The following is a 20,681-nucleotide window of genomic DNA, read 5'->3' as shown; positions in this document are numbered from 1 at the left end:
TCTTCCTGGCATAAGCCAAACATCAGCTTTCGGCTTTGGAGCTGGTGGCTGCAAAGCGGTCGAGCACCGCCTTCGTATCCGCGTCGAATGGACGTCCTGCATGGCGCACGCGGCCGGGCGTCTTCGAAAATCCTGCGACGACGTTTTGCATTGCGACGCCGTCAACCTGCGTGATCATGTTGCGGGCGCGATAATGCTCGTCGGCAAAGATATCCTTCATGTCGAGCACCTTGGCGATGGCTGCGTCGACACGGCGGAACTCGCGGATCACTTCTTGCGAGGGTCGCGACGCCACCCAGTCGGCGACGTAGACCTCGAGCGCTTCGCGATTGCGGCTGCGGCCCTGGAATGTCGAGAAGCGGTCGTCGCTGCCCAGACCAACCAGCGCCAGCACCCGTTTGGCGATCGAATCCGCCGAGCTGGAAATTGCGACCCAGACGCCATCGGCGCATCGGTAAGTGCCGCGCGGCACCGTGTAGGGAATACCCGAGCCAAGCCGCGGCTGCAGATAGCCCATATGCGCATAAGCCGAGGGCAGCGGACCCATGATCTGGAACATCGAGGTCAGAAGGTTGACGTCGATCGTTTGTCCCTCGCCCGTGCGCTCGGCGTGGCGCAGCGCGGCCAGCGTGGCGAAGGCGCCGACCAGGGCCGTCACCTCGTCGGTCAGCGCCACCGGCGGCAGCAGCGGCTGGCCGCCTGCCTCACCCAGCAGATTGGAAAATCCGCTCATCGCCTCGGCGATCGTTGCAAAGCCCGGGTGCAAGGCATAAGGCCCGTCCTGGCCGAAGCCGGTCACGCGCAGCACCACCATCTTCGGATTGCGCCGCTGCAAGTCGTCCGGGCCGAAACCGAGCGCTTCGAGCTTGCCCGGGCGCATGTTCTCTATCAGCACGTCGGCGCCTTCGAGCAGCGACCAGAGATTGCGCTGTCCGCTCTCGGTTTTGAGATCGAGCGAGACGACCTGCTTGTTGCGGTTCACCAGCTTCCAGAAATACGAATCGGTCTCGTCCGGGCCGGTCCAGCCCATGCGACGGGTCGGATCGCCGTTGGGGCCTTCGACCTTGATCACTTCGGCGCCGTAGTCGGCCAGGTATCGCCCGGCACCCGGTCCGGCGACCACGGTGGCGAGTTCCACGACGCGTATGCCATCAAGAGGCCCGGGCGTCTCGCGCGCCGGTTCGGGATCAGCCTTGTCCGTCATGCGATCGCTCTCCGCCGCCGACACTTCCATGCAAATGCGTTTTGACCCATGCGTTGCGCATCAGGTTTCGGCCGCCGCCGAAGCCGTCCGAGCGCGACCAGCCGGCCGGCCGGCGCGCATCGGCAAAAGCACGGCGCGGGTGAATGTGCAGACCTTTGCCCGGTCCTGGTTGAAGCCATCGGTGCGAACGGTGAGAATGCCTTCGCCGGGGCGGGAGGCGGATGGCCGCGTCTCAAGTATCTCGGTCTGGCCGTAGAGCGTGTCGCCATGGAACAGCGGCTTGAGATGGCGAAGTTCGCTGACGCCGAGATTGGCGATGGCGCGGCCGGAAATGTCGGGCACGCTCATCCCCAGCAGCAGCGAATAGATGTAGGTGCCGACAACGATGTTGCGGCCCTCGGCCATCTCCGTCTCCGCGAAGCGCCGGTCGATATGCAGTGGGCTGGCGGCCATCGTCAAAAGGCAGAACAAATGGTTGTCCGCCTCCGTGATGGTCTTGCCCGGCCAATGTTCGAAAACATCGCCGGTCCGGTAGTCGTCGAGATACCCACCGAACCTTTCGTCGCGCGCGGAGTGAATTTTCGCCATTTCAGCCCTCGAGCACCAAAGTCGGCGCGCCGGTCCGGACGTCGTCGCCGACCTTGATCAGGATTTCCGCAACGGTGCCGGCGAACGGGGACGGGATTTCTACCTGAGTCTTGTCGGTCTCCACCACGAACAGGGTCTGGCCCTCGTTGACCTTGGCACCGACCTGGACCTGAATTTCGTTGATAACCACCTCGTCGACCGCGTCGCCGACTTTGGGCATTTTGAGCGTGGAACGCATTATCTGATCTCCATCAAAACATTGCCAAAAGGAGGATTTTCGCCGATCGAAACTTTGCCCCGGAGACGGAAGACGGCGTGCAAACCGCGACCGCCGGCCGTAATTCCCAGCAAAATCGGAATGGCTTTCCTCCCTATCACAACGCCTTGCCCGTGCTGCTATCGAAAAGGTGGACCCGCTCGCCGTCGACGACGAGTTCGAGGCTGGTTTCGCGTGCCGGCACGCGGCTGGCTCCGACGCGCAGCACGAGAAGCCGGGCGTCGATACGAACCAACTCCGCCGGATCGACAACCGCGCCGCGGGCGTAGTCGTCGGCTGTCCGGATGATGACCGAGGTGCTTGCGGGCGATACCGCGATGAACGATTCCGGCTCCAGTTGTTCGACCAACTCGACCTTGGCCGGAATGCCGGCACCGCTGCCGGCAGGCTGCCAGGACAAATGCTCGGGCCTGATGCCAAGTATGACGGTGTCGCCGGCCGCAAGCCCAGGTTCTTTCACCTTTGGTCGCACGCCGACCTGCCGATCGCCGATAGATACAACGAGAGCATCGGCTCGCGTCTCGATGACCTTTGCTTCGAGGAAGTTCATGGCAGGGCTGCCGATGAAGCCGGCGACGAATATGTTGGCCGGTGCGTGGTACAGCGTGTGCGGCGTGTCGTATTGTTGCAGTGTTCCGCGCGAGAATACGGCGACGCGGCTGCCGAGCGTCATCGCCTCGACCTGGTCGTGGGTAACGTGGATCGTCGTGACGCCAAGCCTTGTGTGCAGACGCGACAGCTCGGCCCGCAATTGCACGCGCAGCTTGGCGTCGAGGTTGGAGAGCGGCTCGTCAAGCAGGAACGCTTCCGGATTGCGGACGATGGCGCGGCCCATGGCGACGCGCTGACGCTGGCCGCCTGAGAGCTCGCGCGGCTTGCGGTCGAGCAACTCCGACAGGTCGAGGATGCGGGCGGCTTCGGCAACCCGTTTGTCGATCTCCGACTTCGGCGTCTTGCGCAGTTCCAGCGCGAAAGCGATGTTCTCGCGCACGGTCATCTGGGGGTAAAGCGCATAGTTCTGGAAAACCATCGCGATGTCGCGGTCGCGTGGCGACACGTCGTTCATGGTCTTGCCATTGATGCTGATCTCTCCCGACGTGACCGATTCAAGCCCGGCGATCATTCTCAGCAATGTGGATTTTCCGCAGCCGGAAGGTCCGACGAAGACAACAAATTCGCCGTCGCGTATTTCCAGGTTGACATCCTTCAGGGCCTGCACCGGGCCGTAGAGCTTGCCAACCTTGCGAAGACCGATCGACCCCATCCAGAAACTCTTCGTCGCCTCAAAATTGGTGCCGCGATCCCGGTTGGGACCGCGCGCCGATGATGCCGAACCGGTACCTGAAACAAAGGCCGCAAAAATACCCTTGGACCCGTGAACGGAAGTCGAGACTAGGCAATCGCGAAAACCATGTCAATCGTTTGACTAATGGCAATCAATCGGTTGACCGAGCAAAAATGCGTCGTTATGGTGGCGGCAAATTCCCGGCTCGGCCGGGCCCTTGGGAGGGGATGGAATGCCTAGTCATTCTACTGTTGTCGACGTCAGCGTAGCCACCATTCAGGCTCAGCTGCCGGCGCCGGTGATTTTCGGCGACTGGGTCATGAAGATGCGTGAATTCGCCACGGTGCGAATACGCACGTCGTCGGGGCACGAGGGGTGGGCGTTCACGCTGACGCGCGACGGCGCCGTCGCCGAGCAGATCCGCAAGAGCATCGCTCCGGTCTATGCCGGCACCGACATCGCCGACCGCGAAGCGACCTTCCGGACCGCGAAGGGACGCACCTACGGTTCGCATAGCGCCGGCGTTGGTCTGCGGGCGCTTTCGATCGTCGACCTCGCCGCCTGGGACGCGGCCGCGAAGATCGCCGACAAGTCGATCGCCGAGTTCCTCGGCGGCAAGGTGAAGCCGATGCCTGCAACCTGCATCATCGGCTATCCGCCCGCGATCATGCCGCCGGACAAGACCGGCGCGCAGGCGGCTGATTTCTACGCCAAAGGATGGCGGCGCTTCAAAGCCCCGATGGCGGCTACCTGGGAGCTGTCGGCCGCACGGCTGCGCGCGATACGCAACGCGGCGCCCGATGCCTGGCTCGGCACCGATCTTGTCTGGATGTTCAAGACCGTCGACGAGGCAGCCGCCTACGCCGACAGCATCGCCGACATCGACATGGGCTGCATCGAAGACATTTTCCCGCCCGGCAATGCCGGCATGCTCGCGGCGCTCCGCAAGCGCGTCCCCATGCCGATCTGGCAGGGCGATGAACAGGGTGGCTCCTACTACCCGGAAGCCCTGATCATGGCTGGGTCCGTCGATCGCGTCCGCGTCGACCTGACCTGCATGGGGGGTATCACCGGCGGCCGCGCCGTCATCGACGAGTGCCTCGCGGCGGGCGTCGATTTCGGCCCGCACATGTTCCCGCATACCCACAGTCAGGTGTTCAGCGCCTGGGGCTTCGACGACAAGCCGATCGAATGGGGCGTGCCGTGGACAGGGGTGCACCCTTATGACGATGCCCTCGCGCAGCCGCAGATCATGGCAGGCGGACTGATGAAGCCGCTGCCGCAGGGGCCGGGATTCGGCAAGATGATCGACAAGGCGTGGTGCCTGAGCCAGCCGCACCAGGATCCAGACAACATCCTGCAGTAGGAACGCACCGGTACAGGCGAGAGCTGTCATGGCGGACGATGAGATCACAGTACCCGCGAACTATACGGCAGGTCTTTTCGACATTTCCGGCCGCGTCGCCGTCGTCACCGGCGCCGGCAGCGGGCTAGGCGCGGCGATCGCGATCGGTTATGCGCAACTCGGCGTCACTGTCGTGCTCGCCGATATCAACGCCGCGGGAATGGCGGCGACGCTGGCGACGATCACCGAGCAGGGCGGCAAAGCCGTCGCTGCCGAACTCGACGTCACCAAGCGGGATCGCTGCTTCGACCTCGCCAGGAAAGTCAAAGCGGACCATGGCAGCGTCGATATTCTGGTGAACAGCGCCGGCTCCGCCTTCCGCAGTCCGGCCGAGGAGTTTCCGGAGGACAAGTTCAACTTCATCCTCGATCTCAACCTCAAGGGCACCTACTTCTGCTGCCAGGCTTTCGGCAATGTGATGCTGGCGCAGGGCAGGGGCAGCATCATCAACCTCGCCTCGATCGGCTCGTTCAACGCTTATCCCTGGGCCAGCGCCTATCTGGCCTCCAAGGGCGGCGTGCTGCAGATGACCAAGGCACTGGCGCTGGAGTGGCGAGACCGCGGCGTGCGCGTCAACGGCATCGGTCCGACACTGATGGAATCGCCGCTCACCAAGGCCGCGGCTTCCCGCTCGTCGATCACGGCGGACTTCATCAAGGCGCGCATGCTGCGGCCCCGGCTCGGGCTGCCGCGCGAGTTGATCGGAACGGCCGTGTTTCTGGCGAGCGATGCGTCCGAACTCGTCACCGGGCACATCGTCATGTGCGACGACGGATATCTAACGGCATGAACACCGAACGCATAGGCCGACCACCGGCCGGAGGCTGACTTGGCAAGGATCACCAAAGCTCATCATACCGGATTCACCGTGCGCTCGCTCGAACGCTCGATCGCCTTCTATCGCGACATATTGGGCTTCGAACTGGCCTTCCAATGGAACCCGCAGGCCGAATACATCGGTGAGCTTGTCGGCTATCCGAGCGTGGATCTGCACGGCGCCATTCTTCGGCTGCCGGGCACGGATGTATGCCTCGAGCTGCTCGAATACCGCAATATCGAACAGGTCCGGGTCGACATGCGCAACGGCAACATCGGCAATGGCCACATTGCGTTCAACGTCGACGACCTGATGAGCCTTTACGAGGAGCTGGTGGCCAAAGGCGTGAAATCGGTCTCCGCCCCGGTCACGCCGACGATCGGTCCGAACAAGGGCGGCAAGGCGGTTTATCTCATCGATCCAGACGGTTTCCGCGTCGAACTGATCCAATCGGCGCAAGCCTTCGGGAGCTACAAGCCGGAGTGATCCCGATCAAATAAAAACGTTTCCAAATTTCGTTGCCTGCGCTAGCTTCGCAAGCCTGCACCAACCATCCGACCTGCGTATTGGGAGAATTTCGCCTTGGCTAAGATATGGGTTCGGCAAGCGGTCCTCAGGGCCCTCGATGATGCGATGACGGAAGATCCGACCGTCATCATGATGGGGGAAGACATTGCGGCCGCGGGCGGCCCGTTCAAGGTGACGGAGGGTCTGCTCGCCGTGCACGGTCCGCAGCGTGTCATCGACACGCCGATCTCGGAAATGGCCTTCATGGGCGCCGCAGTCGGTGCCGCTGTCTGCGGGCTCAAGCCGATCGTCGAGATGATGTTCATCGAATTCATCGGCGTGGCTCTCGACCAATTGACGACGCAGGCGGCGACGATGCGCTATCTTTCGCGCGGCAAACTGACGACGCCGCTGGTGGTGCGCGCTTCGGCCGGCGCCGGGCAGGGTTTTGGCTGCCAGCATTCGCAGATGCTCGACCACTGGTTCCGCGGTACCCCGGGCCTCAAGGTGTGCGTCACCAGCAACGCCCGCACGACCTACGGCTTGCTGCGCTCGGCGATCGAGGATCCGGATCCGGTGGTCGTGCTCGAACCACGCATTCTCTACGCTGAACGCGAGGAATACGAATTCGACAGCAGCTACCGCATCCCGCTCGGCAGGGCCGAGATCGTCAAGGCGGGCAAGGATGCGACGCTGCTCGCCTGCGGGGCGATGGTGCGGGTGGCCAAGGAAGCCGCCGAAAACAGCAGCGCCGACATCGAGGTGATCGATATGCTGACGCTGTGGCCGTGGGACCGCGATACGATCATGGAATCGGTTTCAAGAACCGGTCGTCTGGTGACGCTCGAAGAGGCCACCGCCGGCAACGGCTGGGGCGCCGAAGTGGTGTCTTCCGTCGCTGTCGAGGCCTTCGGTTCGCTGAAGGCGCCGCCGCACCGCATCACCTTGCCCGATGCGCCGGTGCCCTACAGCGGCAAGCTGGAAGCGCGCTTTCTGCCCAGCGCGGCCTACGTCGCCGAGCAGGTGTCCACCCTGGTGTCGACCAACAAAACGCCAATGCCCTGGTGGAGGAACGCAGCATGACGCTCTCCAATTCCAACTCGCCGCTGGCGCGCCGGGAAGCCCTCGACGACAGGCTGGAGCAGCTTCGCCGGATGATCGAGATCCGCTTCGTCGAGGAACGTATTCAGAAGCTGTTCGCGGAAGGCCACGTGCGCGGCAGCACGCATCTGGCGAGCGGCCAGGAAGGCGTGTCGGTCGGCATCGCACGCTCGATCGACCCCGACGACATCGTCACCTGCACTTATCGCGGCCACGGCCATGCGTTGGCATTGGGCCTAACGCCGGCGGGCGTCATCGGCGAGATCTGCGGCCGCGTCATCGGCTGTGCCGGCGGCGTTGGCGGATCGATGCACCTTGTCGAGCCGGCGATCGGACTGCTGCCCACGGCGGCCATCATCGGCGCCGGCCTGCCGATCGCCTGCGGCGCCGCGCTGGCGGCGCGCGCGCGCGGCACGGACCGCGTCGCGGTCGCCATCTTCGGCGACGGCTCGGCCAATATCGGGGCCTTCCATGAATCGCTGAATTTCGCCGCGATCCAGAAGCTGCCCGTGGTCTTCGTCTGCGAAAACAATCTGTACGGCGAATATACGCGCATCCAGCTGTCGACGCCGGTCGAGGACATCGCGATACGCGCCGCCAGCTACAACATGCCAGGGGTCATCGTCGACGGGCAGGACGCCGACAAGGTGGCGGAAGCGATGGCGACAGCCGTTGCGCGTGCACGCCGCGGGGAAGGACCTTCGCTGGTCGAGATGAAGACATACCGCTATTCCGGCCATTCCCGCTCGGACCCGGCGACCTACCGGCCGGCCGGCGAACTCGACGCATGGCTGAAGCGCGATCCGATCGACATCTTCGCCGAACGCCTGACCGCCGAGACGCTGCTGGCGGCGGGCGGCCTCGATTCGCTCAAGACCGAAGTGCGCGAGGCTGTCGAAACGGCAACGGCGGAGGTGCTGGATTCGCCGGCGCCGGAACTCGGCGAGATCATGGCGCATGTCGGCGCCTACTCCGCGGGCGGCGATCAGCGCCATCTGTTTTGGACGAACTGATCTGGCCGTTTTGGTGACGCAGGTCGCTGCAAGCCTGCGTCTGGCCGGAATTTCTGACCGCACGCCGCCGGAGACGATATCCGGCGGCGATTTTATCGACTGCTGGCGCCCTTTGTCGGCGCAGGCCGGAGCAAAATGGGCACGCGTTCCGACATAGGCTTCGACGGCCCGGTTTTCGACGATCTCGCGATCGGCGACCGCTTCGACAGCGCGCCGACGATGCGGCTGACGGAAGGCCTGGCCGCCGTCCACCACGCAATCGTCGGCGGACGCCTGCGGTTGGCCTTCGATGCCAGGCTGTCCGAGGCCGTGACGGGGCAGGCATCGCCGTTTGCCGCGCCGGCTTTCGTGTGGGATATCGCCATAGGGCAATCGACGCTTGTCACCCAACGCGCCGTCGCGAACCTGTTCTATCGCGGTTTGGTGTTCCGCCGCGCACCGGCGATCGGCGACAGCCTGACGACGTCCACGACCGTCATCGGCTTGCGTCCGGCATCGGCAAAACCTGGCCGCCCACCGCGCGGACTTGTTGCCATGCGCATCGCGACGGTCGATCAGGAGCAGCGTCCGATCCTCGATTTCTGCCGTTGCGCCATGCTGCCCGCGCGCTCGGCCGATGCTGTGGCGGCGCAAGGCCAGACGGAGCTGCCGAAATCCGATTTCACCCAGACGCAACTGCTGGAAGCGGTATCAGGCTGGAATCTTGACGCTTTTCGCGATGCCACGCACGGTCCGCATTTCGATGACCTCGAAGCGGGTTCCGTGCACGATCTTGCCGGAGGCGACGTCGTCAGCAGCGCTCCGGAACTGGCCAGGCTGACCATGAATCTGGCGGTCATCCATCACGACCGTATCGCGGCAGGCGGACAGCGCCTGGTCTATGGCGGCCACACGATCGGCATCGCCGCCGCACAAATCACGCGCGTCTTCCCCGGCCTGGTGACCATCCTTGCCTGGGATGACTGCGACCATCTCGGCCCGGTGCATGAGGGCGATACGCTGCATTCGCAGGTCATCGTCGAACGCTGCCAGCCGCTGCCTGGCGGCGGCGGACTGGCGCATCTTCGCTGCAAGGTCCGGTCGACCGACGGTGCCAGTGAGACGTCGGACGTGCTCGACTGGCGGTTGGTAGGGCTGTTTGCATGACGCGAGCCATCCTGAGCGGCATGTCCGTGGTCGAAGGCTCGGCCTTCGTCGCGGCGCCGCTTGGGGGAATGACGCTGGCGCAGCTTGGCGCCGATGTCATCCGCTATGACCAAATCGGCGGCGGACTGGACTATCGCCGATGGCCGGTGACGGATAGCGGACAAAGCCTGTTCTGGGCCGGCATGAACAAAGGCAAACGCTCGATCCAGATCGACCTGCGTTCCGAGGAAGGGCAGGAGATCGTCGCCGCGCTGATAACCAGGCCCGGCACTGATCAAGGCCTCTATCTTACCAATTTCGCGGCGCGCGGAACATTGTCCTACGAGGCATTGAAGGCACGGCGGGCCGATCTCATCATGGTCGCCTTGAGCGGCAATCCGGACGGGTCGAGCGAGGTGGACTATACGGTCAATGTCGCCACGGGGTTCCCCGACATCACAGGTTTGCCTGGGTCTTGCGGCCCCACCAATAGCGTGCTGCCGGCCTGGGATATCGCGATGGGCGAACTCGCCGCCATTGGTCTGCTTGCCGCCGACAGACACCGCAGCCGCACAGGCGAGGGTTCGCTGGTAAAGCTCGCTTTGTCCGACGTCGCTTTTGCCACCGTCGGACATCTGGGGCGTATCGCGCAGGCCGAACGCGGCGGCAGCGCGGCGAAGGACGGCAATTTCCTGTTTGGCGCGTTCGGGCGCGACTTTGCCACGAACGACGGTCGGAGAGTTATGGTCGTTGCGTTGACGGAACGGCAGTGGAAGGCGCTGGTCCAGGCCACAGGTATCGATGCCAAGGCGCTGGCCGCGGCGACCGGCGCCGATCTTGACAGCGAGGGAGGACGCTACGCTGCCCGCCATGCCATCGCGGACGCGATAGCGCCGTGGTTCGCGGCGCGTCGTTTCGACGAGGCGACGAAGGACCTGTCAGCCGCGGGGGTCTCCTGGGGGCCATATCAGAGTTTCCAGCAACTCGTCGCCGAAGACCCACGCTGCTCGCCGGCCAATCCGCTGTTCTCACCAGTCGATACGCCAGGCATCGGGACGGTGCTGACGCCCGCGTCGCCGCTCTACTTTTCGGTGGCGGATCGGCTGCCGGCCATGCGTGCGCCGGTGCTCGGGGAACATACCGACGAGATCCTAGCAGGTCTGGGCATCAGTGATGGCGAGATCGGCCGCCTGCACGACCGCGGCGTCGTCGCAGGAGCCGAGCGCCGCCTTTAGGACTTTATCTTTGGCGGCGGCCCAACGGATTCGCGCATCACCAGTTGCGGCGCAATGTCGATCACGACGTCCTGCGGCTCGCGGCCATGGATCATGGCGTCAAGTTCGACCACGGCGCGGGCGCCCATCTCGCTCAGCGGCGTGACGATGGCGGTCAGTGGCGGCGCGGTGAAGATGGCGTCTTCGCCGTCCAGGGAGACAACCGAAAGGTCACGCGGCACCTGGATGCCGCGTACGCGCGCCGCTGCCAGCGCGCCGATGCCGACCAGCATGTTGAAGGCGAAGATGCCGGTCGGCGGCGCCGGCTCGCTCATGATGTGGTGCAGGGCGTCGTAGCCGCCGCGCCGCGACACCGGCGCATTGGCGACGATCGCAGGCCCGAGGCCGGCAGCCTTGCAGGTTTCGATGAAGCCAATATGGCGGCGTCGCGAGGTATCGAGTTCCGGCATCGAACCGATGAAGCCGAGCCTCGTGTGTCCAGCCTCTATGAGCGTGCGCGCCGCCAGCCGGCCCGACGCATGGTCGTCCACGGTGACGCTTCTGCCGATCGTGGAACGCCGGTTGACGAAGACGTGCGGCACCGGATTGTTCGCGATCGCCTCGATCATTTCGCGGCTCTCGGCCGTCACCGCGATGATCAGGCCATCGATGCGCCGCTCGCTGACCAGTCTCAGATAGGCCGCCGTCGACCGCTGCTCGTCCGCAACCTCGGCGATCAGCATGACATAGCCGGCTTTTTCAGCCTGCCGCATCGCACCGCGCACGGTCTCTGCGTAGACCGGGTTGGTCAGGTCGGGCAGCAGGATGCCAAGAGCGCCCGTGCGCTGGGTGCGCAGATTGCGCGCCAGCGCATGCGGCCGGTAGTTGACGCGCCCTGCCTCGTCCAGGATAGCCTGACGGGTCTGCGCGCGCACGCTGATGCCGCCATTGTTCAGCACTTTGGACACCGTCGAAACGTCAACGCCGACTGCGCGCGCTATATCTTTCAGCGTGGCACGTGCAGAGGGAAGCGCAACTGGTGTCGATGTTTTCACGAGACCTTCCCGTACCTCTCTAGCAGAGCTGCGTCCGGCTCGTAACGATAGCAGCGGGAGGTCAGGCCGCCATCGACCGCGAGAGACTGGCCGGTGACGAAGGAGGCTTCCGACGAGATAAGCCATGACACCGCCGCCGCTATCTCCTCCGGTTCGCCTATGCGTTCCAGCGGATGCTGGATGGACATTTCCCGTTCGGCGCGGATGCTGTCCGGGCTATCGCGGATAACCCGCTGCACGAGCGATGTGCGCACCGCGCCGGGCGCCACTGCATTGGCTCGAATGCCGACCGGTCCATATTCGACCGCGATGTAGCGGGTCAGCGCGTCAATGCCGGCCTTGGCGACGTCATAAGCCGCCCACATGTTGAAGGCGGAGCGGCCATGCACCGACGAGACGTTGACGATCGACCCGGCGACGCGGTCTCTCACCCATGTCTGGATCGCTTCCGAAGAGCCCCAGAAATGCGACATCAAATTGACCGCAAAGACGCGCTCGACATCGGCGTCTTTCGGTTCATGCAGATTGCCCATCAGTGCGATACCGACATTGTTGACCCAGCCTCGCAGGGGCGCGAGCTTTTCGGCGGCCTCTCGCGCTTTCTTCAGCACGGCACGGTCGGAGGCGTCGCCGCAAAGGCAGCCATGTCCCTTGCCCAGCTTCTTGCCCAGGTCGGATGCCGTTTCGGGGTTGATTTCAAGGCCGACGACGTTCCATCCATCGGCCGCCAGACGAACGGCTATGGCATGGCCGATGCCGTCGCCGGCTCCCGTTACGACAACGCTTCCGAGACTCATCGAGACCTCCCATTGGATCCGGGCGGGCGGCTCGGGTTGTCGACGCGCCATGGGTTTGTTGGTCGGCTTCAAGGGTCGTGCAGGACACACAACTAGAAGCTGCCCCCAACGCCTGTCAAGCGCATGGTTCCGGACCGTGCTCGGTTGCACTACAGCTCTCAATTATCACGCCGAATATGTTTGAGCAATCGATTGACTGTTGGGTTGTTCGGATGCACTGTTGCGTCAAGCCGGATGAATGAAACCGGCGGTGAAGAGAAAACCGGGGAGAGAGAATCATGGATGGAAAACTGGATAACAGGCATCTCGCCAAGGCCAAATCCGGCCATGCCGACGCTGCCGGCCTCACGCGTCGGGATCTGATGCAGCGCGCCGCGATGCTCGGCATCGCCGGCGCCTTCGCCAATTTCGGCTTCCCGGCGCTTGCCGCCGATTTCGACTGGAAGAAGCATGCCGGCACCAAGCTCAGCATCCTGATGACGGGCGACGAGAACGACCACCGGGCGTTGGGCGACATGTTGGACAAATTCAAGGAAGACACCGGCATGGAACTGGAGATCACGTCTCCGGCGCTGGGCGCGCTGATCGAAAAGACGCTGCAGAACCTGAAGGCCGACCATTCTTCGTTCGAGCTCATCGAATATCTCGGCTTCCTGACCACCCAGCAGGTCGGCGCCGGCTATTACGAGCAGCTCAATTCCTACATCGACGATCCGTCGAAGACCCCTCCGGACTGGGACGTCGCCGACTTCCTGCCGCCGGCCATGTCCAATGTCGGTATTTTCGACATGGCATCCGGGACCGTCGGCAAGGGCAAGGACATCTATGGCATTCCGGGCCTGCATTCCGGCTCGGTCATCTACTTCTACCGCAAGGATCTGTTCGAGGCGGCGGGCCTGAAGCCGGCCACGAACTGGGACGAGTTCAAAGACGCGGCGATGAAGCTCAACAAGGACGATGTCGCCGGCTGTTCCTTCATCGGCGCCAATGATTTCTCGCTCGCCGCCGTCGACTGGTACACGCGCTTCATCACCACGGGCGGCAAGCTGATGAGCGGCAGCCCGAAGGAAAAGAACTTCAAACCGAACGTGAATTCGCCCGAAGGCATCGGCGCGCTGCAAATGCTGATCGATCTTCTGCCCTACGCGCCGAAGAACGTAACGAAATACGGCTTTGCCGAGAACGTCGACGGCTTTTCCACCGGCAAGATCGCGCAGATGATCTTTTGGTCGACCATCGCCGGCCCGATCCTCAACGGCGACAATTCGATGGTGTCGGACAAGACGGGCACCGGTCCAGTGCCAGCCAAACCGGGCGAGACGGCGCGGGCAATTCAGGGCGGCTGGGGCATGGGCATTCCGAAGAACATCGATCCGGCCAAGAAGGATGCTGCCTGGCTCGCGTTGACCTGGATGACCAGCAAGGCGTTCAACAAGTTCGAGGTCGAGAAGTACCAGATCGACGCCAGCCGCACCTCGGCGTTCACCGATCCCGACCTTGTTGCCAAGCTACCCTATCTGCCGGACGCGCTGAAAGCGGCGTCGACGGCGGAGATCATTCCAACCTCGCTGATCCCGGAATTCTTCCAGTTGAACGACATCATGAATGTCGAGTTCAACGCCGCGCTGATCGGCACGCAGGATGCCAAGACCGCCTGCGAAAAGGTACAGACGCAGTGGGAGGCCATGCTGCGCAAGGCCGGCCATCTCGCCTGATCGGCTCACGATCGTCGGTTTGGAAGTGAGTGATGAGCATTGCTGCGCCGGCGTCGGCGAAATTCGTGTTCGGCACGCGCGACAGGCCGGGGAGGTCGGTATGGCTGCTCCTCGGTCCGTGCATCGCCTATCTCGTCATCTTCAGCATCTATCCGCTGTTCCACAGCCTGCGCCTGTCGCTGACCGACCTCACCGCGGCGACAGGCACCGGCAATTTCGTCGGTCTCGACAATTATCGCGCATTGCTGGTCGATCCGCAGTTCTGGAACGCGGCCTGGAACAGCGCCGTCATGGTGTCCTTGTCGGTGGCGATCCAGGTGGTTCTCGGCGTTGCGCTCGCCATGTTCTTCAACCTCCGGCTGCGCGGGTCGTGGATTGTGCGCGGCATCCTGCTCTTGCCGATGCTGATGACGCCAATCGTCGTCGGCGTCATGTGGCGGGCACTGCTCAATCCCGACTGGGGACTTGTCGATTGGGCCATCAAAGCGGTCGGACTGACGCCGCCCGATTGGCTGGGTACGGTCAGCATGTCGATGGTTACCGTCATCATGGTCGACTGCTGGCAATGGACGCCGTTCGTGTTCATGATCGTCTTCGCCCGACTGCAAGCCCTGCCGCAGGAGGTGTTCGAAGCGGCGCAGGTCGATGGCGCTGGCCCGGTCGTTACCTTCCGCCGCATCACCTTGCCGATGTTGAGGCCGGCGATCGTCTTTGCCGCCGTCTTCCGCGCGGTGGACGCCTTCCGCTCCTTCGATCTGATCTACGGGCTGAGCTATGGCGGTCCAGCGCGCAGCACCACGACGCTGAGTTTCTTTTCGTTCCAGAACGGGTTCCAGTTCCAGAACTACGGCTATGCGGCTGCGGTCGCCTATATGATGCTGATCATCCTCGCCGTCGGCACTACGGTCCTGCTGCAATACGTTCAGCTGCGGCCAGGGAATTCACGATGAAGTTCCGGCCCGGCAGGATCATCGCCTATCTGTTTCTGATCGTGCTTGCGGTCGTCGGCGCAGCGCCCTTCCTTTATCTCGTCGTGCTGTCGACCAAGAAGCGCATCGAGATCCTGGCGCAGGTGCCGCCGAAGCTGACGTTCACCTGGGTGCAGGCGGCCAAAAACTACAACGAGGTGCTGTTCAGCCAGGGCATGCTGAGCTTTACGTTGAACTCGCTGATCGTGGTCAGCATCGCCACGGCGATCGCGCTTGTCATCGGCACGCCCGCTGCCTACGCGTTTTCGCGGCTGCGCTTCAAGAACAGCGAGCGCCTTGCCAGCACCATTCTATCTATGCGTTTCATGCCGCCAATCGCGGTTGCGATCCCACTTTTCCTGATGGTCAAGGCCGCGGGCCTGCAGGACAGCTATCCCGGGCTGATCCTGCCCTACGTCGCCTTCTCGCTGCCGCTTGTGGTTTGGATCATGATCGGCTTCTTCGACGAGATCCCAGGCGAGATCGACGAGGCGGCCCTGATCGACGGCTGCACGCGCGTCAGCGCGCTCTGGTACGTCATGCTGCCGATCGTCAGGCCCGGCCTCGTCACGGCGGCGCTGTTCGGCGCGCTGTTCATCTGGAACGAGTTCCTCGTCGCGCTGTATGTCATCGATTCGCGCGCGTTCCAGACCATCTCGCTCGGCGCCGCGACGCTGGTCAGCGCACAGCGTCCGATCGACTGGAACATCGCCGCAACGGTGGGTGTCGTCACGGTCATTCCGATCCTCATCTTCTCGCTCTTCGTCCAGCGCTACATTGTGCGCGGAATAACCGCCGGAGCTGTCAAATGAACTACGATCTCAAGCCGGAACTCGTGACTTCGGATCTCGGCTGGCCGGAGGGGCCGACCGTGATGCCGGACGGCAGCGTTGTCTTCGTTGAGAGCTACCGCAGCCAGCTGACCCTCGTCGGCAAGGACGGCAAGGCCAGGCAATTCGCCTACGTCACCGGCGCGCCGAATTCATGCGTGCTGGGTTCCGACGGCGCGCTCTACGTTTGCCAGAACGGCGGCACGGTCGGCCCGTGGCGCGCAGCGGAGATGACCTTGCCGTCGATCCAGCGGGTGCGGCCAGGCGGCAAGCCGGAAATCCTGGTGAGCGAAGTCGACGGCATCAAGATGAATGGGCCGAACGATCTGGTCTTCGGGCCGGATGGCACGCTGGTCTGGACCGATCCGGGGACCTATAATCCGGCCAATCCCGATCCGAGCTACATCTATGCACTGTCGCCGGACGGCAGGGCCAGCGTGAAGGTCGCGTTTCCCGCGCCAACGTTTCCGAACGGGGTCGTCGTCGAGGCCGACGGCTCGATCGTGTGGGATGAATCCTACACCGGCCATGTTTGCCGGCTGAAAACCGACGGAACGATTGAGGATCTCGGCAGGATGCCAGGCAAGAATCCCATTCTCGACGGCATGGCGATCGCCAAGGACGGCTCCCTGCTCGTTACCGACCTCGTTGGCGAAGGGTTTCACGTTTTGGCGCGCGATGGCACGCCGAAGGGCTTCGTGCGCACCGGCGGCTGTCCGACCAATCTTGCCTTCGATGGCGAAACGCTTTGGGTAACGGACGCCAGCGTGCTGGCTAGCAGCGCAGAGCCCAATTATGCGGGGCGATTGTGGCGGCTTACATTTCCTGGCGGCGGCGCTCCTACCTACAAGGGCTCGATCGGGATGGAGGTCAAGGCATGAGTGCGCGAGAAGCCTTTCCGGGCCTCTCCTACAAGGGAAAGGTTGCGTTTGTCACCGGCGGCGGCTCCGGGATCGGCCGCGAGACGGCGCTGACGCTCGCCGATTTGGGCGCCGATGTCGCGGTCCTCGATTGGACCGCCGGCGCGGCCGATGCCACGGCCGAGGCTGTGCGGAAGATTGGGCGCAAGGCCGTCGCCTTCAATGGAGATACAGGCGACGAGAAAACGGTTGTGGATGCCTTCGCGGCGACACGCCAACAGCTCGGCGAGATCGATGTTGCGGTTGCCTGTGCCGGGATACTGGGCGCCGGCGGTCCGGTGTTCGAAACCTCGGTCGAGGATTTCGAGCAGGTAATGGCCGTCAATGTGCGTGGCTCGTTCCTGGTCACGCGCGAGGCCGCCAGCGGCATGCGACAGCGCAAGCGAGGCGCGATCGTGCTGCTGTCCAGCCTGGACGGCCTGCAGGCAGAGCACGGCATGTTTTCGTATTGCACATCCAAGGGCGCGCTGCTCAATTTGGCCCGCGCCGCCGCGCTCGATCTGGCGCGCGACGGTGTAACGGTAAATTGCGTGTGCCCGAGCGTGACGCACACGCCGCTGCTTGCGGGCCGCCTGGCAACACTGCCGAACGGCGACGAGATACTTGCCTCCTATGCAGCGCGCCATCCGCTCGGCCGGGTGCTGACGCCGCGCGATATCGCCTCCGCGATCGCTTTTGTCGCGTCGCCGATCGCCAATGGCATCACCGGGGCTGCGATCCCGGTCGACGCGGGTATCGGCGCGACCTGGGACAACTACCGCGATCCGCCGTGGATCGCTGCTGGCTGAAACGGGCGTCGGGCAACGCGGACATTGATGCCTTTGGCCCACGAAAAGGCCAGCAAAATCAATACCCGTGACATATCCTCCGGGCCTACCATTATCTTTGATTCAATTGATGGAAGACCTCGGCCCAAAACGTTTTGGGCTCATTGTGGGCCGGCGTAAAAACATTGCTGGACCTGATGCCGACGCGCGCTTTCGCCGACACGGCTGATGTGGCGGCGGCGGTTCTGTATCTGGCGTCACCGGCTGCCAAGATCGTCACCGGCCATGTCCTGGCGGTTGACGGTGGCTATCTTGCCCGTTGAGTTCCCGATCACAGACTGTCGATGCTGATCGTTAGCGCGGGCGATTCGAGCTGTGGCACGTTGGCCCCCGCGGGGCCGGGCCCAGCAACATGCGAACAGCTCTGCCAATCTGAGGGTGCGCCGGGTCAAGAGCGCATCGGCAATTCAATTGGTCTTCAGCGGACCCGCCCGGTTTTCGGCGATCCACCGCGCGGCCAGCACCAGCGCCCCCATGCTGAAATCCTTGCCGTGCTTGGCAACCATCTCTTCCGACAATTTGGCAAGGCGTTCGAAAAAGGCGTCCTTGCTCTTTTCCTCTGCAGTGAGCTCGGTTTGCATTGCATCCTCCTGTTGTCGGGCTTCGCCCTGGCTATTTGAAAAGCATTGCCGGGAAGGTGACGATCGCAGCAGTTCCATTCACCATGCCCACAGCCAGGTGCTGTCCATCGCCGGACCAGGCCAGCGCTGTGATCGCGCTGCCCGAAAATTTCACGGCGAGCTCGTCACGCGAGCCGATCTGGGCGACTGTGATGCGGCCGTTGGCGTAGCCGGCGGCGATAAGGTTTCTCACCGGATGCGCCGCCATTGTTTCAACTGGAACAGGTGCCGCGCGACCCGTTTCCAGCGCGCCGGAAGCCGCATGCTCAAATGGCGGGACAGCCATTGACCAGCCAGCAATACGGAATGCGCCCGACGCAAACAGCGTATTCTCTTGCGTGCTCCAGCACACGGTCCGGACCGGCGAAGGAAATCCGCCGACTACGCCCGATCGGCCATCTGCCAGGCGCACAAGGCCAAAGCCTCCTGTCTCAAGTCCGCAGGCCAGCCATGAGCCGTCGTAGCTCCAGCGGATGGAAGCCGGGCGTGAGGGAGTGGAAAATTCGTTGATGAGCTCGGGACTGCCGTCGACCGCCCAGATCGACAGCCCGTTGCCGGAATCGAACGCGAGCCGGTTCGCGCCCGGCGAGAACGCGATGGCGTGCGTCGATGAGGACGCTCCCTGGCGCAGCCTTACCACTTCATCGTTGGCGCGCGACAGGAACACATCATGTCCATCGCTGAAGGCCGTTATGGCTTTTGGGGCACCATGGGCGATAGCGAGGATCGGTCCGTCGATCTTGATCGGCGTTGGCGCAATCGCGCCGTCGGGTGCCAAATACGTGGCTTCACCCGCACTCGTGCCGACGAGGAAGCCAGAACTGCGATAAGCGACGATCGGGACATCGCCGTCCCCAAGCGATGCGGAAGCGATCAAAGGTGCGAGCGGCTTCTCGCGGGGCCGGATCGTCGTCTGTCCGAGATCGCCGCTGACCCGGATCCTTGCCTCCGGCGGTTCCTGATCCGCCACCTTGCCGATTGCGACGGATCCGTCCACGGATGTGAATGCGATGGCGGAGCCATCGGCGCTGAAGCACACATCGGCAACCGCGGCCGGGCGCCGCCAGCTTCGTGCCAGCAGGTCGAACAGCGCCAGGTTCTGCGTTGTTTGCTGGTTCACGGCTTGTCTCCCCTAATGGCGCTCGTTGCTTCGGCAAGCGCGCGGTCGACATCCGCGACCTTGCCTTCGATTGCCAAGATGCGTTCCTCGCTTTCGATGCATGCCTGCCTCATGGCCTCGGCACTCGCTTCAGCGTCATGCAAATCCCGCACCAGTTCAGCGCCGCCGCCATGCTTCCCGATTTCGAGCTCCAGGCGCAGCACCTCGATCTGGATGCCGGAGAGCTTTTGATTGAGCCGCTGCGCTTCGGCGGTGAGCGCCGAGACTTCGGCGACGAGAGCCAATCGTTGAGCGACCAGCACGGCCAGCCCAGCGTCGCGTCTTGTGCCGCCGCTCATCACTTTTTCTCGGCTGGTTTTTCGAAAGCGGACAGCAATCCCGGCAGGCCGTCTACCTGTTTCTGGAACTGCTTTTCGGCGGTTTCGATATGGCTCTTGAGTTGATCCCATATGTCGACGCGGATCATGGACGTGGTGTCGCCGGTAAGATGCTCGATCTCGGCGATGCGAAACTGGCGCGATAGCGATACCCCGGAAAACACGAAGTCGCGCAACAGGATCGCGTGGCTTTCAACGAACAGATGGATCATCGGATGCGTCTCCGTGGTGACGCCGCTGGCGGCAAGCTCGGCCCGGATGAAATCCTGGAAATGGCCTTGCAGACGGTGCTGGCTCTCACCCATGAATCGCATGACGAAAACGAGGTCACTCGGCATCAGCCTGACGAGTTCGGCGGTCACGTCGTCCGGTTGGCTTGGCCGGGGAAGGCCGGGGCTGTCATTGTTGCCTGGCATTGTCTTTCTCGGCATTGCCTCCCGCTCGAGATGGTCATCAAATCGAGATCGGTATCAAATAGTGTATGAAATAATCGAAATGAATAGGTGCGGACTATTTTATTCGTACCGCCTTTTCTAAGATTATATATTGCAGTGCACAAAATAGCACAAATATTACATATGTAATGTACAGATGTAAAATATCGTTACAATCATCTGGATGTTCGCCGGAGACAGCCACGACGGTCTCCGCCCAGGCGCTGCTCATAGGCCCGATTTTCAAACTGGCACGGCGCTTGCTTTACCTATTTGCATAAGAAGCCCATCGCGTTCCGACGCGGTGCCAAAAGAACGAAGGACCGGAGGAAGCCGCAGCACACGCGCTTCGATACGCCCATCGCAAGATGCGACTGGGGTGTCGCAGCGCCCCGCAGTCCACCTCGAGAACCTTTGCCGCGATCCACTTGAATGGCTGGACCCTGCGTCGCGCCTGGCGGCGCAACCCTTGTCATGCCGTT

General features: G+C 63.1%; 23 protein-coding genes. 13 read left to right on the top strand and 10 right to left on the bottom strand.

Annotated features, from left to right (window positions below; all coding sequences use genetic code 11):
• Window positions 1–22 precede the first annotated feature (22 nt).
• From FJ418_RS21820 to ugpC, 4 genes are all read right to left on the bottom strand, one after another.
• Window positions 23–1,204 (bottom strand): CoA transferase, encoded by a 1,182-nt coding sequence (locus FJ418_RS21820; protein ID WP_140869117.1) that lies wholly within the window; start codon window positions 1,202–1,204, stop codon window positions 23–25.
• A gap of 60 nt (window positions 1,205–1,264) precedes the next feature.
• The gene (locus FJ418_RS21815; RefSeq protein ID WP_140784298.1) at window positions 1,265–1,792 is read right to left on the bottom strand and encodes a MaoC family dehydratase; all 528 of its coding nucleotides are present in this window, start codon (window positions 1,790–1,792) and stop codon (window positions 1,265–1,267) included.
• A gap of 1 nt (window position 1,793) precedes the next feature.
• Window positions 1,794–2,030 (bottom strand): biotin/lipoyl-containing protein, encoded by a 237-nt coding sequence (locus tag FJ418_RS21810; protein ID WP_140640466.1) that lies wholly within the window; start codon window positions 2,028–2,030, stop codon window positions 1,794–1,796.
• Between the two features lie 136 nt (window positions 2,031–2,166).
• Complete coding sequence (gene ugpC / locus FJ418_RS21805; RefSeq protein ID WP_140869114.1) at window positions 2,167–3,333, bottom strand: sn-glycerol-3-phosphate ABC transporter ATP-binding protein UgpC; 1,167 nt, start codon at window positions 3,331–3,333, stop codon at window positions 2,167–2,169.
• 253 nt (window positions 3,334–3,586) lie between these two features.
• On the opposite strand from ugpC, the gene FJ418_RS21800 reads away from it, so the two are divergent.
• The 7 genes from FJ418_RS21800 to FJ418_RS21770 all read left to right on the top strand — a co-directional run bounded on the left by FJ418_RS21800 (window position 3,587) and on the right by FJ418_RS21770 (window position 10,557).
• Complete coding sequence (locus tag FJ418_RS21800; protein ID WP_140869111.1) at window positions 3,587–4,720, top strand: enolase C-terminal domain-like protein; 1,134 nt, start codon at window positions 3,587–3,589, stop codon at window positions 4,718–4,720.
• Window positions 4,721–4,748: 28 nt separating this feature from the next.
• Window positions 4,749–5,549 carry an SDR family oxidoreductase gene (locus FJ418_RS21795; RefSeq protein ID WP_140640460.1) on the top strand — a complete coding sequence of 267 codons (801 nt, stop codon included), beginning with the start codon at window positions 4,749–4,751 and terminating at the stop codon, window positions 5,547–5,549.
• A gap of 39 nt (window positions 5,550–5,588) precedes the next feature.
• Window positions 5,589–6,062, top strand: coding sequence for a VOC family protein (locus FJ418_RS21790; RefSeq protein WP_140652742.1), 474 nt, complete (start codon window positions 5,589–5,591; stop codon window positions 6,060–6,062).
• A gap of 96 nt (window positions 6,063–6,158) precedes the next feature.
• Complete coding sequence (locus FJ418_RS21785) at window positions 6,159–7,166, top strand: transketolase C-terminal domain-containing protein (RefSeq protein ID WP_140869108.1); 1,008 nt, start codon at window positions 6,159–6,161, stop codon at window positions 7,164–7,166.
• Complete coding sequence (locus FJ418_RS21780) at window positions 7,163–8,197, top strand: thiamine pyrophosphate-dependent dehydrogenase E1 component subunit alpha (RefSeq protein WP_140869105.1); 1,035 nt, start codon at window positions 7,163–7,165, stop codon at window positions 8,195–8,197. Before FJ418_RS21785 ends, FJ418_RS21780 begins: the two co-directional genes overlap by 4 nt.
• 135 nt (window positions 8,198–8,332) lie before the next feature.
• Window positions 8,333–9,343: a MaoC family dehydratase gene (locus FJ418_RS21775; RefSeq protein ID WP_140869102.1), complete on the top strand. Its 1,011-nt coding sequence runs from the start codon at window positions 8,333–8,335 to the stop codon at window positions 9,341–9,343.
• Entirely contained in the window at window positions 9,340–10,557 is a 1,218-nt protein-coding gene (locus tag FJ418_RS21770) for a CoA transferase (protein ID WP_140869099.1), read from the top strand. Before FJ418_RS21775 ends, FJ418_RS21770 begins: the two co-directional genes overlap by 4 nt.
• On the opposite strand, the gene FJ418_RS21765 is transcribed toward FJ418_RS21770, so the two are convergent.
• Window positions 10,554–11,591, bottom strand: a complete 1,038-nt coding sequence (locus FJ418_RS21765; RefSeq protein WP_181167036.1) for a LacI family DNA-binding transcriptional regulator — start codon at window positions 11,589–11,591, stop codon at window positions 10,554–10,556. The two genes, FJ418_RS21770 and FJ418_RS21765, sit on opposite strands and share 4 nt — an antisense overlap.
• Window positions 11,588–12,388 carry an SDR family oxidoreductase gene (locus tag FJ418_RS21760; RefSeq protein WP_140869093.1) on the bottom strand — a complete coding sequence of 267 codons (801 nt, stop codon included), beginning with the start codon at window positions 12,386–12,388 and terminating at the stop codon, window positions 11,588–11,590. The genes FJ418_RS21765 and FJ418_RS21760 overlap by 4 nt, the downstream gene beginning before the upstream one ends.
• 278 nt (window positions 12,389–12,666) lie before the next feature.
• Here FJ418_RS21760 and FJ418_RS21755 point away from each other — a divergent pair, with 278 nt between their 5' ends.
• From FJ418_RS21755 to FJ418_RS21730, 6 genes are all read left to right on the top strand, one after another.
• Entirely contained in the window at window positions 12,667–14,103 is a 1,437-nt protein-coding gene (locus FJ418_RS21755) for an extracellular solute-binding protein (RefSeq protein ID WP_140640444.1), read from the top strand.
• A 32-nt stretch (window positions 14,104–14,135) separates the two neighbouring features.
• Complete coding sequence (locus tag FJ418_RS21750; protein WP_140869090.1) at window positions 14,136–15,053, top strand: sugar ABC transporter permease; 918 nt, start codon at window positions 14,136–14,138, stop codon at window positions 15,051–15,053.
• Window positions 15,050–15,883, top strand: coding sequence for a carbohydrate ABC transporter permease (locus tag FJ418_RS21745; RefSeq protein WP_140640440.1), 834 nt, complete (start codon window positions 15,050–15,052; stop codon window positions 15,881–15,883). The genes FJ418_RS21750 and FJ418_RS21745 overlap by 4 nt, the downstream gene beginning before the upstream one ends.
• Complete coding sequence (locus tag FJ418_RS21740; protein ID WP_140869087.1) at window positions 15,880–16,782, top strand: SMP-30/gluconolactonase/LRE family protein; 903 nt, start codon at window positions 15,880–15,882, stop codon at window positions 16,780–16,782. Before FJ418_RS21745 ends, FJ418_RS21740 begins: the two co-directional genes overlap by 4 nt.
• Window positions 16,779–17,609 (top strand): SDR family oxidoreductase, encoded by an 831-nt coding sequence (locus tag FJ418_RS21735; protein ID WP_140784309.1) that lies wholly within the window; start codon window positions 16,779–16,781, stop codon window positions 17,607–17,609. The genes FJ418_RS21740 and FJ418_RS21735 overlap by 4 nt, the downstream gene beginning before the upstream one ends.
• A 164-nt stretch (window positions 17,610–17,773) precedes the next feature.
• Entirely contained in the window at window positions 17,774–17,911 is a 138-nt protein-coding gene (locus FJ418_RS21730) for an SDR family oxidoreductase (protein ID WP_140869084.1), read from the top strand.
• A gap of 144 nt (window positions 17,912–18,055) precedes the next feature.
• On the opposite strand, the gene FJ418_RS32045 is transcribed toward FJ418_RS21730, so the two are convergent.
• From FJ418_RS32045 to FJ418_RS21715, 4 genes are read right to left on the bottom strand one after another with little or no spacing between them, the layout of a single operon-like run.
• Entirely contained in the window at window positions 18,056–18,229 is a 174-nt protein-coding gene (locus FJ418_RS32045) for a hypothetical protein (protein WP_181167035.1), read from the bottom strand.
• Between the two features lie 31 nt (window positions 18,230–18,260).
• Window positions 18,261–19,388, bottom strand: a complete 1,128-nt coding sequence (locus FJ418_RS21725; protein ID WP_140869081.1) for a WD40 repeat domain-containing protein — start codon at window positions 19,386–19,388, stop codon at window positions 18,261–18,263.
• A complete protein-coding gene (locus FJ418_RS21720) occupies window positions 19,385–19,726 on the bottom strand; it encodes a hypothetical protein (protein ID WP_140640430.1) in 342 nt (113 codons plus the stop codon). Before FJ418_RS21720 ends, FJ418_RS21725 begins: the two co-directional genes overlap by 4 nt.
• On the bottom strand, window positions 19,726–20,181 hold the full coding sequence (locus FJ418_RS21715) for a hypothetical protein (protein WP_140710478.1): 456 nt from the start codon (window positions 20,179–20,181) through the stop codon (window positions 19,726–19,728). The genes FJ418_RS21720 and FJ418_RS21715 overlap by 1 nt, the downstream gene beginning before the upstream one ends.
• Window positions 20,182–20,681: the final 500 nt, after the last annotated feature.

Source organism: Mesorhizobium sp. B2-8-3 (assembly GCF_006440815.1).
Lineage (GTDB): Bacteria > Pseudomonadota > Alphaproteobacteria > Rhizobiales > Rhizobiaceae > Mesorhizobium.
Note: the sequence above shows the minus strand (reverse complement) of the source record. Positions and strands in the feature narration are given on the sequence as shown.